Consider the following 14,477-nt stretch of genomic DNA (forward strand, 5'->3'; position numbering starts at 1 on the left):
CCCGGACCATGATCGGTCCGGGGCCTTTTGGCTGGTGCCCCCGGCAGGATTCGAACCTGCGACACCCGCTTTAGGAGAGCGGTGCTCTATCCCCTGAGCTACGAAGGCGGATCGTGGTCGTGGTGGCCACAGGCGTCAGCGTACCGGATTGGGGAGGTGGGGGTCAGGAAAGGGGGACGTGGGTGAAGTGGGAGGCCGTGCGGAGGTCGGTCTCCAGGGCTGTGGCTGCTGTGCGCAGGGCGGGGAGGAGGGTCGTGAGGCACTCGTCGTGGGTGTGGGCGGCCGCGTGCATGGCCAGGTTGGCCGCGGCTACCGGGCGGCCGGTGCGGTCGTGGATCGGGACCGCCAGCGTGCGCAGGCCCTCCTCCAGCTCCTCGTCCATCAGGGCGTAGGGCAGCGGCGCTTCCGGGGTGGCCAGCAGGACTTTGCCCAGGGCTGTCCTGCGGGACGGGAGGCGGGTGCCCACCGCGATGTTCACGCTCATGATGCGGCCCCAGGTCGCCACGGCCGTGTACTGGATCTCCTCGCCGGACGGGGTCAGGATCGCCAGGGACGCCGACTCGTGGACGCGTGACGCCAGGTCCTCCAGATGGGGCTGGGCGATGCGGGGGAGTGTGGTGCGGGACAGGGGTGGGAAGCCCAGGGACAGCACCCTCGGGGTGAGGGTGAAGGCGCGGGTGGCCGCGGTTCGGCGTACGAGGCCCAGGTGTTCGTGGGTGATCAGCTCCGTGGGGGCCGGGCCGCCGGCCGGTCATGACTTCCGTACCGGCCGGTCACGGTTTCCGTATCGGCCGGTCACGGCTGGCGGGTCACCCGTACCCGGTAGTCGCCCGCCAGGTTCGCTGATGCCACGTCGATGCGGATCTTGGCATTGGGGTCCTTGAAGGTCTCTCCGGGGGCGAAGGGGGCGTCGGAGAGTTCGGCGTGGACGTTGGGGCTGCGGGTGCAGCCGCCGGAGTTGCGGTGGGCGTCGTAGACGGTGATCGGGCCGCGGCCGGTGTCGACGTCGGCGTCCACCTTGTAGATGAGGACGCCCGGGCGGCACACCGTCTCGTCGTTGCCGGCGTGGGTGCGCAGTTCGAGGGCGTATCCGGTACGGCCGTCCAGGGGTACGAAGATCAGCTTCGGGCCGCCCGGCCGCTCCAGCGGGGTCAGGGTGTACTCGGTCGAGCCCCGCTTCGCCGCGCAGCTGACCTGGGAGGCGTCCAGCCAGCCCAGTTTCCACTTGTGCCAGCCGAGCAGGTCGTTGTTGGCCCCCCAGTCCTCGCTCATGATGTCCCAGTGGCCCACCGCGCCCCCGCCCTCCTGGGTGTAGAGGTCGGGCAGGCCGAAGACATGGCCGTTCTCGTGGGGGAGCACCCGGTACCCGGTGCGGTCGTACGAGCCGGAGCCGTCGTCCTGGCGGGAGTAGACGAAGGAGGCGTTGGCGATCGGGACGCCGTCGGCCACCGGGGCGTCGCTGTTGCCCGCGAAGGTGACCGACAGGACCGTGTCCAGGGCGGAAGGGCCCGCGTTAGGGGTCATCAGCACGTTGAGCAGGTCGTAGTCCCGGAAGTCCACCTTGGGATCGGCCGCGGCCACCAGGTCCTGGACCAGTTTGCGGTACCCGGGGTCGAAGGGGGCGCCGCGCTCTATGCCGTAGTCCTTGAACGCCTTCGGCATGCGCAGCCAGTCGCGTATCGGGGTCTCGGGGCGGTAGTCGAGGCGGCCGTAGGAGGCGGTGCGGAACCATTCCTGGGTCTGCGGGAAGAACTCGTGGAAGCGGTCCATCGCGCTGCCCTGGCCGACGGCGTCGGGGAAGTCGACCATCAGGGTCAGGGCGTGCACGGTGCCCGTGGAGCGGGCGTAGCCGCCGGCTGTCGGGACCCCCTCCGACATCTGTACGGCCGGAGTGCCGCTGATCAGGCACGGGTTGAGCGCGGGGGAGCGGGCCAGGGAGGCCGAACCGGAGCCGGTCGCCGTGCGGCCCGGCGCGAGGTGCCCGGCGCCCGCCGAGGTGCTGACCACGAGGGTCAGTACGGTGACGGAGGCCAGGGCCGCGGCCCGGCGCTTGTGACCGCGAGGGGTGGCTGGGGCCTTGCCGGCGCCGGTACCCGTCGCACGGCCTGTGCGGTCCGTGCGGTGCGTGCGGCCTATGCAGTCTGCGAGGCCCGTGCGGCCTATGCAGTCTGCGAGGCCTTTCCCGGCTATGTGGCCCACCCGGCTGGTCCGGCCTGCACGGCGACGGGGCGGCTGCGCTCGCATGCGTGGACCCTTCGCTCCAGGCAGCCGCCGGTCTCAGGCTGCACCCTCTCGATCACCCTGTGTCGTGGGCGGGGGAGACGCGCGCTGGAGCGGTCCGGTCGTGGGACGGCCGGTCCGGTGGTCGTGGGAGAGGGGCGATGGCCGGTATGTGCCTCAGGTCACACGGAATCTTTTCGGGGGCGGGAAATAACCGGGGATCCCTTCCCCGTTTAACCGGTGTCCGAGTGAAGCGGGGAACCTCTCCCCGTATCGCCCCGCCGAAGGCCGGGACAGGCCAGACCAGAACGAACCGAAGACCGACGAACCGTCAGCCATCGATCGAGGAGTACGCCGTGCAGGCCCCGACGACCGTGAACCCCGTGCAGCGCAAGGCGAGCAGGCCCCGCGCCGACGCTCTGCGCAACCGGGAGCGGATCGTCACCGCCGCCCGCGAGATGTTCGTCGAGCACGGCCCCGAGGTGCCGCTCGACGAGATCGCCCGCAGGGCCGGCGTCGGCAACGCCACGCTGTACCGCAACTTCCCGGACCGCGACGCCCTCGTCCGCGAGGTCGTCTGCTCCGTCATGGACCGTACGGCGCGCGCGGCCGAGGACGCGCTCGCGGAGACCGGCGACGCCTTCGAGGCCCTGGAGCGCTTCGTGCACGTCGCCGCCGACGAGCGGATCAGCGCGCTGTGCCCGATGGTCTCCAGCACTTTCGACCAGCACCACCCCGACCTGCAAGCCGCGCGCGAACGGGTCGAGGACCTCGTCGAGGAGGTCATGGGCCGGGCCGTGGCGGCCGGTCAGCTGCGCCCCGACGTGGGCGTCGGTGACCTGATGATCGCCGCGGCCCAGCTCAGCCGGCCCCCGGCCGGCACCGGCTGCCTCAGCCACGACCGCTTCGTACACCGTCATCTGCAGCTGTTCCTGGACGGGCTGCGGGCTCCGGCCCGATCCGTCCTGCCGGGCACGGCCACGACCATGGAGGACCTCCGCCAGGCCTGAGCGGTCGACACCGCTTGGTTCAGGGCCGATTGATCCAAGGCCGTACTCCGGTCATCACATTCGAAACTTCCGAACAACCGACGCAGCCGAACAACCGACACAGCCAACGGCCATCCCGGCCGCTCCGTCCTGTCCTGCCTCATCCGTCCGGCGGGGCGCGCCGCCATCCCTCGACGCCCTAAGACCGCTTTCTCACACTTTTTCCGTCACGAAGTCCCGAAGTGGGTACCCCCATGTCTGCAACAGCCGCACAGGCTTCCGGCGTCCCGGTGGAGACCGGCGACGCCAACCGCTGGAGGGCGCTGGTCTTCATCGCGCTGGCCCAGCTGATGGTCGTCCTCGACGCCACCATCGTGAACATCGCCCTGCCCTCCGCCCAGAGCGACCTCGGCATCTCCGACGGCAACCGGCAGTGGGTGGTCACCGCCTACGCCCTCGCCTTCGGCGGACTGCTCCTCTTCGGCGGCCGTATCGCCGACCTCTGGGGCCGCAAGCGCGCCTTCGTGACCGGTCTGGCCGGCTTCGCCGCGGCCTCCGCGCTCGGCGGCGCCGCCACCAACGGGACGATGATGTTCGGCGCCCGCGCGCTGCAGGGCGCCTTCGGCGCGCTCCTCGCGCCGGCCGCGCTGTCCCTGCTCGCCGTGATGTTCACCGACGCCAAGGAGCGCGCCAAGGCGTTCGGCATCTACGGTGCGATCGCCGGCGGCGGTGGCGCCGTGGGCCTGATCCTCGGCGGTTTCCTCACCGAGTACCTGGACTGGCGCTGGACCTTCTTCGTCAACGTCCCGTTCGCCGTGGTCGCCGCGGCCGGCGCCTACTTCGTCATCCGTGAGCCCGAGGGCGGCCGCAACCGCTCGCCGCTGGACATCCCGGGTGTCGTGCTGTCCACCCTCGGCCTGGTCTCCCTGGTCTACGGCTTCACCCGCGCCGAGTCGGACGGCTGGGGCGACGCCCTGACCGTGTCGATGTTCGTCGCCTCCGCCGTCCTGCTGGGCGCGTTCGTGCTGGTGGAGTCCAGGGTGAAGGCCCCGCTGCTGCCGCTGCGGGTGATCACCGAGCGCAACCGCGGTGGCGTGTACCTCTCCCTCGGCCTGGCCATCATCGGCATGTTCGGCCTGTTCCTCTTCCTGACCTACTACCTCCAGGTCGTGAAGGGCTACTCGCCGGTGAAGACCGGCTTCGCGTTCCTCCCCATGATCGCGGGCATGATCACCGGCTCCACCCAGATCGGCGCCCGGCTGATGACCCGCGTCCCGGCCCGGCTGCTGATGGGCCCCGGCTTCCTGGTCGCCTCGGTCGGCATGCTGCTGCTGACCCAGCTGGAGATCGGCTCCTCGTACGCGGCCCTGCTGCTGCCCGCGATGCTGCTGCTCGGCCTCGGCATGGGTACGGCGTTCATGCCGGCCATGTCACTGGCCACCCTGGGCGTCCAGCCGCGTGACGCGGGTGTCGCCTCCGCGATGGTCAACACCTCGCAGCAGGTGGGCGGCGCCATCGGCACGGCTCTGCTGAACACGATCGCCTCCTCCGCGACGGTCGCGTACGTCAAGGACCACATCGGCGGCGCCGCGGCCAAGCCGCAGCAGCAGCTGGTCCAGATGCAGGGGCTGGTGCACGGCTACACCACCGCCATCTGGTTCGCCGTGGGCATCCTGGTCCTGGCCGGCGTGATCGCGCTGACCCTGGTCAACGCGGGCCGTCCGGGCAGCACCACGGTCGGCGGTTCCCCGGCCGCCTCCGGCGAGGGCGTGGAGGACGAGGTGGCGGTGCCGGTCATCGCGCACTGACCGGGCCCGTACGGCCTGACGGGGCTCGTGCGGTCTGACCGGGCCCGTACGGTCTGACCGGGCCCGTACGGCCGGCCCCACCGTCCCCGTACGGCGGGCGCACCCGCCGTACGCGGCTCAGCGGAGCCAGGGAAGGTCCGCGCCCGCCTCGTTCGGCTGGAGTCCCTCGGCGACGATCTGCATGATCTCGCCGAGGGACTTCTGCTGTTCCGGGCTGAGCCGGTCGAACAGCGCCTGGCGCACGGCGGCCACATGGCCCGGGGCGGTACGCCTGAGCACCTGTGCGCCCTCGTCCGTCAGTACGGCGAACTGGCCCCGCTTGTCGGAGGGGCAGTCCTCGCGGCGCACCCAGCCGTTCTTCTCCAGGCGGGCGACGGCGTGCGAGAGGCGGGAGCGGGTGATCTTGGCGTTCATGGCCAGCTCGGTCATACGAAGCCGGCGGCGCGGCGCCTCGCCGAGCTGGACGAGCAGCCCGTAGTAGATGTGCGGCATGCCCGCGTCGCGCTGGAGCTGACGGTCGAGGTGGTCCTCGAGGAGGGTCGTGGCGTGCAGGTAGGAGCGCCACACGCGCTGCTCCTCGTCGGTCAGCCAGTGGGGGCCCTCGGCGGGCCGTGGACCGGATGCGGGTGCCGTGTTCATACGTCCACTGTACGAGGCCAGTCCTTGAAGTTTAAACAAGTGGAGCGTACTCTCGCAGAGGTAGAGCTTTAAGCTTCAAGCAACCTCAGTTACGAGCAGGAGCCGCCGCCGTGTCCCCCACCACCCAGGAGCGCATGCCCGCCCTCTACCTCAGCCACGGCGCCCCGCCGCTCGCCGACGACCCGGTCTGGCCCGCCCAGCTCGCCGCCTGGTCCGCCGAACTGCCCAGGCCCAAGGCGATCCTCGTGGTCTCCGCCCACTGGGAGGAGGCCCCGCTGGCCCTCGGCGCCGTGCGCACCGTCCCGCTCGTCTACGACTTCTGGGGCTTCCCCGAGCACTACTACCAGGTGCGCTACGCCGCTCCTGGCGCGCCCGAACTCGCCGAGAGCGTCCGCAAGTTGCTGCGCGCCCCCGGGATACCCGTGCAGGACGTCCCGGACCGGGGGCTGGACCACGGCGCCTACGTCCCGCTGGTCGAGATGTTCCCGGCCGCCGACATCCCCGTACTGCAGGTGTCCATGCCGACCCTCGACCCGGTGAAGCTCATGGACATCGGGCGGAAGCTGGCGCCCCTGCGCGACGAGGGCGTGCTGATCGTGGGCTCCGGGTTCTTCACCCACAACCTCGCCGCGCTGCGGCATGTGGGCGCCGGGGTGCCGAGCTGGTCGGCGGAGTTCGACGACTGGGGGCGCCGCGCGCTCGACGGGCGCGACTGGGACTCCCTGCTGGACTTCCTCGACAAGGCCCCGGCCGGGCGCTACGCCCATCCGCGGACCGAGCACTTCGCCCCGCTGTTCGTGACCATGGGCGTCGCGGAGGCCGGCGGCGAGCTGGACGCGCAGAGGTCCGTGATCGACGGCTTCTGGATGGGGCTGGCCAAGCGGTCGCTGCAGTTCGGCTGAGCGGTCGCCGCGGTTCGGCTGAAACGTGCGGGCCCGCGCTGCGTACAACCAGGGTGTGGAGGGTCTGGGAATTTCCTGAGAGTCCGGGTTTGCGGCAACCTTCCGCCGGTACGACCCGTCAATGAGGGTGGAAGGGCGATCGACGAGGACGCCCTTCCGCCTGTGACGGCAGTCTCAGGACCGGGGCGGTCCGGGGTGGACCGCCCGGTTCCGGCGGGCTCCGGGAGCATTTCGGACCCGGCTCTGACCTGCGGCTCCGCGCGGGGCGGTGGCACTCGGTGCCAGTGCTCGGCGCGCTGCGGCGGGACAGGGTACTGCATGATCAGAAAACTTGGGGGGCGGGTTGGGAATTCTGTCCGGATTCCAGTCGTTGTTTCCATCGGATGCGGGGCACCCGAGGAGAGTTCCGAAAGTCCCGACAGCGCCGGAGGCACCGGCGGCTGCGGAAGCTCCGGAGGCTCCGAAGAGAGTGCCAAGCGTCCGAAGGACCACCCGCTGACACACCATCGCAAGGGAGCACGCATGGCAACCCGTGCCGTCGCCCGTCGTCAGTCCGCCAACGGTGAGGCGGCCGACGCGGCAAGCAGTGTTCGCAGCCATGGCGGCGAGATCGCCGATCGCGACCTGGTCGGCATGTACCTCGACGAGATAGCGCGGACACCGCTGCTCGACGCCGCCAAGGAGGTCGAGCTGTCCCAGGTCATCGAGGCGGGTGTGTTCGCGCAACAGATCCTCGACGGGTACGAGGAGTCCCAGGCGGACGCCTCCCGCGAGGAGCTCGAGGCCCTGGTGGCCGAGGGCGAGCGGGCGAAGGACGTCTTCATCCGCTCCAACCTGCGCCTGGTCGTCGCCGTCGCCCGCCGCTACCCGCGCAGTGGCCTGCCGCTGCTCGACCTGATCCAGGAGGGCAACGCCGGCCTGGTCCGCGCGGTGGAGAAGTTCGACTACCGCAAGGGCTTCAAGTTCTCGACGTACGCCACCTGGTGGATCCGTCAGGCGATCACCCGCTCCATCGCGGACCAGTCCCGTACGATCCGGCTGCCCGTCCACCTGGTGGAAGAGCTCGGCCGCATCCGCCGCGTCCAGCGCGAGTTCAACCGGGAGAACGGCCGCGACCCCGAGCCCATGGAGATCGCCGCCGAGCTCGGCTCCACGCCCGAGCGCGTCTCGGACGTGCTCGACTGGGCCCGCGACCCGGTGTCGCTGAACATGTCGGTGGACGACGAGGGTGAGACCCAGTTCGGCGATCTGCTGGAGGACACCTCGGCGGTGTCGCCCGAGCAGTCGGTGCTGACCCTGCTGCGCAGCGAGGAGCTCGACGACCTGATCGGCCGCCTGGACCAGCGCACGGCCTCCATCATCAAGATGCGGTACGGCATCGAGGACGGCCGCGAGCGCACGCTGACCGAGGTCGGCAAGGAGCACGGTCTGACGCGCGAGCGCATCCGGCAGATCGAGAAGCACGCGTTGCTGGAGCTGAAGAAGCTGGCGCGGGACACGGGGTTCGACGCGGTGGCGTGAGGGACGGGGTCGGGTTCCGCTCGGCGGAGGGCTTCTCCGGGGCGGGCGGGGCGCCGGCGTGTGGGGGCGTGCGCCCGGTGGCGAAAGACCGCGCAAACATGGCCGTGTACCGCCGCTTCAACCGGCTGGAGCCCGGGAACAACCCTTGCGGGCCCGCGAGTTCGCGTTCCGCGGAGTATCCGGACGTCCCACCTTCCGGACGTCCCGCACCACATGAGCCACGTCCCGACGCAATCCCCCCCCGGCGCCGGGACTGCCCCAGAGCCGGGCTTCGGCGCCACTCCCCCCGGGTGCCGGAGCCCGGCTCCAACTCTCTTCCGGGGGAAGGCGTGCTGGGCAGACGGGTCACCCCGGACCTGAACCCCGGGGTGGCCCGCCCAGATGGCAGATTGTGCCACACAGGCATAGCCTGCCGACGTGACCAGCTCCACCCCCGCTCCCCGCAAGTCCTCCTCGCTGACCGAGCGCCGTAAGGCCGCCACCCGTATGGAGATCGCCCGGGCCGCGGCCCGCCTGTTCGTGACCCGGGGACTGAAGGCCACCCGGGCCGAGGACATCGCCCAGGCCGCCGGCGTCGCCCCGCGCACCTTCTACCGCTACTTCGCCACCAAGGAGGAGGCGGTGGCCCCCCTCTACGCGGAGGGCGCCCGGCGGTGGACCGACGCCGTACGGGAAGCCCCGGCGGAACTCTCCATCGGCCAGGCCCTCATCCACGCCGTGCGTCACACCTTCACCCCGGGAGCAGGGGTCTCGGCGTCCTCCTGGCAGTGGGCCCGCACCCTCATCCGCCTGGCCGAGACCAACCCGGCGGTGCGCAAGATCTGGGCCGAGGAGTGCCAGGCGTCGGAGCGGACGCTGGCGGAGGTGCTCGCGGCCCGGACGGCGCGAAGTGGCGGCGACGACAACGTTGCCCGCGGCCGCGAGGCCGACCAGGCCACGGTCGCCGTCCCGCCCGACCTCCGTTTCGCCGCGGCCGTCGCGGGCGCCGCCGTACGCGTGGCCGTCGAGTCCTGGGCCACCGGCGAGGTCCCTGCCGAAGGACCCGAGGGCCCCACCGCACTCGCCCTGCGCAACCTCACGGCCCTGCGGGATTTCACCTGGCAGCCGGAGCCGGAGCCGGAGCCGGAGCAGCGGGGGCCGCAGTCAGAGCAGGACTAGCCTGCGCCACCCGCTCCCGCTCCCGCATCCGCACTCCCGCTCTCCTCCCCGCCCCCGGCCGCCCGTACCAATCGCGACCCCAACTTGCCCACCGCCTCGACCAGTTCCGCGGGCTCCCGCACCGTGAACTCGTAGCCGAGCATCGCCAGCCGCACCGCGAGCCACTCCACCATGTCGCCGGTGGTGGACCGCAGCACGCAGCCGTCGCCGCCGTCGAGCGGTTCCGGGGTGCCGAGCCAGGTGGGCAGCCGCGCCGCGACGCGCTCGACCGGCTCGGCGAAGGTCACCGTGAAGGCGTAGGTCTCCTGCCGCCGGTACATCGACTGCCGCAGATACTCGGCCGCGCTGCCCGTGGGCAGCTCGCGCGGGGTGAAGCGCGCCCCGGTCGCGAAGGGTTCGCTCACCCGGTCGACCCGGAACGTCCGCCAGTCCGCCCGGTCGAGGTCGTACGCCACCAGGTACCAGCGCCGGCCGGTCGAGACGAGCCGGTACGGCTCGGTCACCCGGCGGGTCCCCGTGCCGTCCCCGGCGCGGTACGCGAAGCGCAGCCGCTCGCGCCCGGCGACCGCCGAGGCCATCACGGTCAGCGTCTCGGGGGCGACGCTCGCGCCGTCGCCGCTCGTCAGCGGGGTGGTCGCGGCCTGGAGGGTGGAGACGCGGTGGCGCAGCCGGGCCGGCAGCACCTGCTCCAGCTTCGCCAGCGCCCGTACCGACGCCTCGTCCACGCCCTCGATGGCGTGGCCGGCCCCCGCCCGTAGTCCCACCGCGATGGCCACCGCCTCCTCGTCGTCCACCACCAGGGGCGGCATCGCCTTGCCCGCCACCAGCCGGTAGCCGCCGTCCGAGCCCCTGGTCGCCTGTACGGGGTAGCCGAGTTCGCGCAGCCGGTCGACGTCCCGCCGTACCGTGCGGCGCGAGACGCCCAGACGCTCGGCGAGCTCGCCGCCCGGCCATTCCCGGGGCGTCTGGAGCAGGGACAGGAGCTGGAGGAGCCGTGCCGGGGTGTCCGTCGTCATGCGTTCGAGAATGCCGTACATCTAGGACATGATCTGACCTCTTCGCCTTCTAGCTTGAACTCATGACCTCCAGCGAAACCCTTGTCGACAGCACGGACGACCCGGCGCGACCGGCGAACGGCCCGGCGCGGGCGGTGAGCGGCCCGGCGCGGCAGGCTGACCGCCGCCGCTGGTTCGCGCTGGCGATCGTGATGACCGCGGCCTTCATGGACCTCGTGGACGTCACGATCGTCAACATCGCGATCCCGTCCATCCAGAAGGACGCGGGCGCGTCCTTCAGCCAGATCCAGTGGATCACCGCCGGTTACGCCCTCGCCTTCGCGGCCGGCCTGATCACCGGCGGCCGGCTCGGCGACATCCACGGCCGCAAGCGGCTGTTCCTCGTCGGCATCGGCGGCTTCACCCTCGCCTCCGCCCTGTGCGGCTTCGCCGCGAACCCCGAGATGCTGGTCGCCTCGCGCATCCTCCAGGGCGGCATGGCGGCGATGATGGTGCCGCAGGTGCTGTCGATCGTGCACGCCACCTTCCCGGCGCACGAACGCGGCAAGGTCTTCGGGCTGTTCGGCGCGGTCGTCGGACTGGGCGCGGTGTCCGGCCCGCTGCTCGGCGCGCTGCTGACCGAGTGGAACCTGTTCGGACTCCAGTGGCGCCCGATCTTCCTGATCAACCTCCCGGTGGGCGTCGCCGCGTTCTGGCTGGGCAGCCGCTTCATCACCGAGTCCAAGGCCCCGAGGGCGCTCAAGCTGGACCTGGTGGGCGTCGGCCTGGTCACCCTCGGACTGCTCATGCTGCTCTACCCGCTGACCCGCGGCCGTGAGCTGGGCTGGCCGCTGTGGGGGTACGGCTCGATGGCGGGCGCGCTCGGGGTCTTCGCCGCGCTGGTGGCGTACGAGCGGCGCAAGGCGGCCCGGGACGGCTCCCCGCTGGTCGAGCTGTCGCTGTTCCGGGTCAAGAGTTTCGCCGCGGGCATCGCCGTACAGACGGTCTTCGGGGTCGCGCTCGGCGTGTTCTTCCTGGTCTGGACGCTCTACATGCAGATCGGCCTGGGCTGGAGCCCGCTGCGCGCCGGGCTGACCGGGGTGCCGTTCTCGATCGCGGTCTCCACCGCGGCCGGCATGTCGGTGCAGAAGCTGGTCCCGCGCTTCGGCCGCAAGGTGCTCCAGGCGGGCGCGCTGACGATGGCGGCCGGTGTCCTGCTCTACATCTGGGAGTCCGAGCGGTACGGCCTGCACATCGCCTCCTGGCAGATGGCGCTGCCGCTGGTGGTGATGGGCGCGGGCATGGGCCTGATCGTGGCCCCGCTGACCGACGCGGTGCTGTCCGAGGTGCCGCGCGAGCACGCCGGCTCGGCGTCCGGGCTGATCAACACCGTGCAGCAGATGGGCAACGCGCTGGGGCTCGGCCTGGTGTCGGTGGTCTTCTTCGGGGTGATAGGCGACCGGCTGACCCCGGCGCAGGTGGGCCCGGCCTTCGTCGAAGCCTTCCAGCACGCGCTGGTGTGGGTGGCGGCGGTGCTGGGCGTCATCTTCGTCCTGATGTCGGCGCTGCCGAAGCGGCCGGCGCAGCACACGGAGGGCGCGGGGGACGCGGGGGACGCGGGGGAGCAGGCCGCGGACGCGTCCCGGCCGGCCGGTGAGCGCGAGCGCGCCATGTCGGTCTGAGCCCGTCCTTCCCGCCCTTTCCCGTCACGTCCCCTCCCCTCCCCTCCCCTCCCCTCCCATCCCCTTCCCTCCCACTACCTTCCCGTCCGTTCGCCGTGGGGCCCGGTGTCCGTTTTCCGGATGCCGGGCCCCACGGCGTGCGTACCGGACACAAACGGAAGTCCATTCATGCCCGGTTCGGGGCGCCGAACCTGTTTACTTTCCGGAAAACCGGGCGTAGCCTCCAGAGAAACCACAGGTTCGGGCATCGGTCGGAGGTAAACGGACATGTACGCACCGGAGCGGCAGCAGGAGATCCTCCGGCTCGCCCGGGACGGCGGCCGGGTGGACGTCGTGTCGCTCGCCGAGGAGTTCCAGGTGACGGCGGAGACGATCCGCCGTGACCTGAAGGCCCTCGACCGCGCCGGACTGCTGCGCCGGGTGCACGGCGGGGCGATCCCGGCCGGCCGGCTGGACTTCGAGCCGGACCTCGCCGAGCGGGAGTCGACGTCGGCCGACGAGAAGGACCGTATCGCCAAGGCCGCCCTCGCCGAACTGCCCGCCGCGGGCACGCTGATCCTCGACGCCGGTTCGACGGTCGCCCGGTTCGCCGCCGCCCTGCCCCTGGAGGCCGAGCTCACCGTCGTCACCCACAGCCTGCCCATCGCGGCCCGGCTCGCCGACCACCCCGGCCTCCAGCTCCACCTCGTCGGCGGCCGCGTACGGCACCGCACGCGCGCCGCCGTGGACGCCTGGGCGCTGCGCGCCTACGGCGAGATCCGCGCCGACGTGCTGTTCGTCGCCGCCAACGGCTTCTCCGCCGCGCACGGTCTGACCACCCCCGACCTCGCCGAGGCGGCCGTGAAGCGGGCGGCGGTCGCCGCCGCCCGCCGCGTGGTGCTCCTCGCCGACTCCTCCAAGCACGGCCAGGAGCACTTCGCCCGCTTCGGCGACCTGAGCGACGTGGACCTGCTGATCACCGACAGCGGGCTCAGCCCGGACGACACCGCCGCCATCGAGCGCGGCGGCACGGAAGTAGTACGCGCATGATCCTCACCGTCACCCCCAACCCCTCCCTCGACCGCACCTACGAGATTCCCTCGCTCGACCGCGGCGAGGTGGTCCGGGCCACCGGCGAGCGCATGGACCCGGGCGGCAAGGGCGTGAACGTCTCGCGCGCGGTCGCGGCCGCCGGGCGGCGCACGGTCGCCGTGCTGCCCCTGGGCGGCGCGCCGGGAGCGGTCATCGAGGAACTGCTGGCCGCCCAGGGCATCGAGGTCGCGCCGGTGCCGATCGCCGGGGCCACCCGCTCCAACATCGCGCTCGCGGAGTCGGACGGCGTCCTCACGAAGATCAACGCGCCGGGCCCCGAGCTGACCGGCCAGGAGCAGGAACTGCTCCTCGACACCGTGCGGCGGCAGTCGCGCGGCGCCGACTGGATCGCGTGCTGCGGCAGCCTGCCGCGCGGGCTCTCGCCCTCCTGGTACGCCGACCTGGTCGCCCGCGCGCACGCCGCCGGTGTACGGATCGCGCTGGACACCTCGGGACCGGCCCTGCTGGAGGCGCTGCGCGAGGGCCCCGACGTGGTCAAACCCAACGCCGAGGAACTCGCCGAGGCCGTCGGCCGCCCGCTCATGACCGTGGGCGACGCGGTGAAGGCGGCCGAGGAACTGCGCGGCCTGGGCGCGCGCGCCGTGCTCGCCAGCCTCGGCGCGGACGGCCAGCTGCTCGTGGACGGCGCCGGTGTCTGGTACGGCAGCGCGCGCGTCGACACCGTCCGCAGCAACGTGGGCGCCGGTGACTCCTCCCTCGCCGGTTTCCTGATCGCCGGCGGCGTCGGCCCGGAGGCCCTGTCCTCCGCCGTGGCCCACGGAGCGGCCGCCGTACAACTGCCCGGCAGCCTGATGCCGACGCCCGTGCACCTGGACCCGGCGGCGGTGACGGTCACGCCGGACGCGCCGGTGGACCGCGTCCTCGGGGAGCCGGTGTCATGACCGCCGCCCGCGTCCTCCCGGCCGCACTTCCCGTCCGCCCGCCCCACTCCCCAGCCTCCCCCCACGGCACTCCCGTCCCCACCCCTGCCCACCACCCCACGGCCTGGGCGATACGCGTGCTAAGGAGCCCGCGATGAGCGACATGATCACCGCGGACCTGGTCGATCTCGACCTGTCCGCCGACACCAAGGAGGCGGCGGCACGCGCCCTCGCCGAGCGCATGGCGGCCAAGGGCCGGGTGACCGACCTGGAGGGCTTCCTCGCCGACGTGGCCGCCCGCGAGGCGCAGATGCCGACCGGCCTCGACGGCGGCATCGGCATCCCGCACTGCCGCAGCGCGCACGTCACCGAGCCGACGCTCGCCTTCGGGCGCAGCGCCGCCGGGATCGACTTCGGCGCGCCGGACGGGCCGGCCGACCTGGTGTTCCTGATCGCCGCGCCGGCCGGTGCGGACGACGCCCACCTGACGATCCTGTCGTCGCTGGCCCGCCAGCTGATGAACGCGGAGTTCACCGCCGCCCTGCGCTCGGTGGACGACCCGGGCCGCGCCGCCGCTCTGATCCGCGGCGAGGACGCGGAGGTCGCGGAAG

General features: G+C 72.1%; 13 protein-coding genes and 1 tRNA gene. 9 read left to right on the top strand and 5 right to left on the bottom strand.

Annotation, left to right across the window (positions count from 1 at the left end):
* Positions 1–32: 32 nt before the first annotated feature.
* From IE249_RS34440 to IE249_RS34450, 3 genes are all read right to left on the bottom strand, one after another.
* Positions 33–108, bottom strand: a tRNA-Arg gene (locus tag IE249_RS34440).
* A gap of 55 nt (positions 109–163) precedes the next feature.
* Entirely contained in the window at positions 164–652 is a 489-nt protein-coding gene (locus IE249_RS34445) for an IclR family transcriptional regulator domain-containing protein (protein WP_308434438.1), read from the bottom strand.
* 143 nt (positions 653–795) lie between these two features.
* Entirely contained in the window at positions 796–2,244 is a 1,449-nt protein-coding gene (locus IE249_RS34450) for a M6 family metalloprotease domain-containing protein (RefSeq protein WP_373304535.1), read from the bottom strand.
* Positions 2,245–2,576: 332 nt separating this feature from the next.
* On the opposite strand from IE249_RS34450, the gene IE249_RS34455 reads away from it, so the two are divergent.
* Both IE249_RS34455 and IE249_RS34460 read left to right on the top strand, forming a co-directional pair.
* The gene (locus IE249_RS34455) at positions 2,577–3,230 is read left to right on the top strand and encodes a TetR/AcrR family transcriptional regulator (RefSeq protein ID WP_189711294.1); all 654 of its coding nucleotides are present in this window, start codon (positions 2,577–2,579) and stop codon (positions 3,228–3,230) included.
* Between the two features lie 233 nt (positions 3,231–3,463).
* Positions 3,464–5,017 carry an MFS transporter gene (locus IE249_RS34460; RefSeq protein ID WP_189711296.1) on the top strand — a complete coding sequence of 518 codons (1,554 nt, stop codon included), beginning with the start codon at positions 3,464–3,466 and terminating at the stop codon, positions 5,015–5,017.
* Positions 5,018–5,134: 117 nt separating this feature from the next.
* Here IE249_RS34460 and IE249_RS34465 read toward each other — a convergent pair whose 3' ends face one another.
* Positions 5,135–5,656 (bottom strand): MarR family winged helix-turn-helix transcriptional regulator, encoded by a 522-nt coding sequence (locus tag IE249_RS34465; protein ID WP_189711298.1) that lies wholly within the window; start codon positions 5,654–5,656, stop codon positions 5,135–5,137.
* A 110-nt stretch (positions 5,657–5,766) separates the two neighbouring features.
* On the opposite strand from IE249_RS34465, the gene IE249_RS34470 reads away from it, so the two are divergent.
* From IE249_RS34470 to IE249_RS34480, 3 genes are all read left to right on the top strand, one after another.
* A complete protein-coding gene (locus IE249_RS34470) occupies positions 5,767–6,558 on the top strand; it encodes a dioxygenase family protein (RefSeq protein ID WP_189711300.1) in 792 nt (263 codons plus the stop codon).
* A 522-nt stretch (positions 6,559–7,080) separates the two neighbouring features.
* Complete coding sequence (locus IE249_RS34475; protein ID WP_189711302.1) at positions 7,081–8,079, top strand: sigma-70 family RNA polymerase sigma factor; 999 nt, start codon at positions 7,081–7,083, stop codon at positions 8,077–8,079.
* A 486-nt stretch (positions 8,080–8,565) separates the two neighbouring features.
* On the top strand, positions 8,566–9,237 hold the full coding sequence (locus tag IE249_RS34480; RefSeq protein WP_189711336.1) for a TetR/AcrR family transcriptional regulator: 672 nt from the start codon (positions 8,566–8,568) through the stop codon (positions 9,235–9,237).
* On the opposite strand, the gene IE249_RS34485 is transcribed toward IE249_RS34480, so the two are convergent.
* Positions 9,234–10,253 carry a helix-turn-helix transcriptional regulator gene (locus IE249_RS34485; RefSeq protein WP_189711338.1) on the bottom strand — a complete coding sequence of 340 codons (1,020 nt, stop codon included), beginning with the start codon at positions 10,251–10,253 and terminating at the stop codon, positions 9,234–9,236. The genes IE249_RS34480 and IE249_RS34485 overlap by 4 nt on opposite strands.
* 62 nt (positions 10,254–10,315) lie before the next feature.
* Here IE249_RS34485 and IE249_RS34490 point away from each other — a divergent pair, with 62 nt between their 5' ends.
* The 4 genes from IE249_RS34490 to IE249_RS39480 all read left to right on the top strand — a co-directional run.
* Positions 10,316–11,914, top strand: a complete 1,599-nt coding sequence (locus tag IE249_RS34490) for an MFS transporter (protein WP_373304536.1) — start codon at positions 10,316–10,318, stop codon at positions 11,912–11,914.
* Positions 11,915–12,181: 267 nt separating this feature from the next.
* Positions 12,182–12,943 carry a DeoR/GlpR family DNA-binding transcription regulator gene (locus IE249_RS34495; RefSeq protein ID WP_189711304.1) on the top strand — a complete coding sequence of 254 codons (762 nt, stop codon included), beginning with the start codon at positions 12,182–12,184 and terminating at the stop codon, positions 12,941–12,943.
* Positions 12,940–13,887 carry a 1-phosphofructokinase gene (gene pfkB, locus IE249_RS34500; protein ID WP_189711306.1) on the top strand — a complete coding sequence of 316 codons (948 nt, stop codon included), beginning with the start codon at positions 12,940–12,942 and terminating at the stop codon, positions 13,885–13,887. Before IE249_RS34495 ends, pfkB begins: the two co-directional genes overlap by 4 nt.
* Before the next feature lie 133 nt (positions 13,888–14,020).
* On the top strand, positions 14,021–14,477 hold a 457-nt coding region (locus IE249_RS39480), incomplete at its 3' end, for a PTS sugar transporter subunit IIA (protein WP_229859941.1).

The organism is Streptomyces anandii JCM 4720 (genome assembly GCF_014650655.1).
GTDB classification, from domain to species: Bacteria; Actinomycetota; Actinomycetes; order Streptomycetales; family Streptomycetaceae; genus Streptomyces; species Streptomyces anandii.

What these genes read in the sequence shown, in the direction of transcription:
- IE249_RS34485 (WP_189711338.1), bottom strand. Translation starts at nt 10,253, where the DNA reads ATGACGACGGACACCCCGGCACGGCTCCTCCAGCTCCTGTCCCTGCTC.
- IE249_RS34490 (WP_373304536.1), top strand. Translation starts at nt 10,316, where the DNA reads ATGACCTCCAGCGAAACCCTTGTCGACAGCACGGACGACCCGGCGCGA.
- IE249_RS34460 (WP_189711296.1), top strand. Translation starts at nt 3,464, where the DNA reads ATGTCTGCAACAGCCGCACAGGCTTCCGGCGTCCCGGTGGAGACCGGC.
- IE249_RS34475 (WP_189711302.1), top strand. Translation starts at nt 7,081, where the DNA reads ATGGCAACCCGTGCCGTCGCCCGTCGTCAGTCCGCCAACGGTGAGGCG.
- IE249_RS34495 (WP_189711304.1), top strand. Translation starts at nt 12,182, where the DNA reads ATGTACGCACCGGAGCGGCAGCAGGAGATCCTCCGGCTCGCCCGGGAC.
- IE249_RS34450 (WP_373304535.1), bottom strand. Translation starts at nt 2,244, where the DNA reads ATGCGAGCGCAGCCGCCCCGTCGCCGTGCAGGCCGGACCAGCCGGGTG.
- pfkB (WP_189711306.1), top strand. Translation starts at nt 12,940, where the DNA reads ATGATCCTCACCGTCACCCCCAACCCCTCCCTCGACCGCACCTACGAG.
- IE249_RS34465 (WP_189711298.1), bottom strand. Translation starts at nt 5,656, where the DNA reads ATGAACACGGCACCCGCATCCGGTCCACGGCCCGCCGAGGGCCCCCAC.
- IE249_RS34480 (WP_189711336.1), top strand. Translation starts at nt 8,566, where the DNA reads ATGGAGATCGCCCGGGCCGCGGCCCGCCTGTTCGTGACCCGGGGACTG.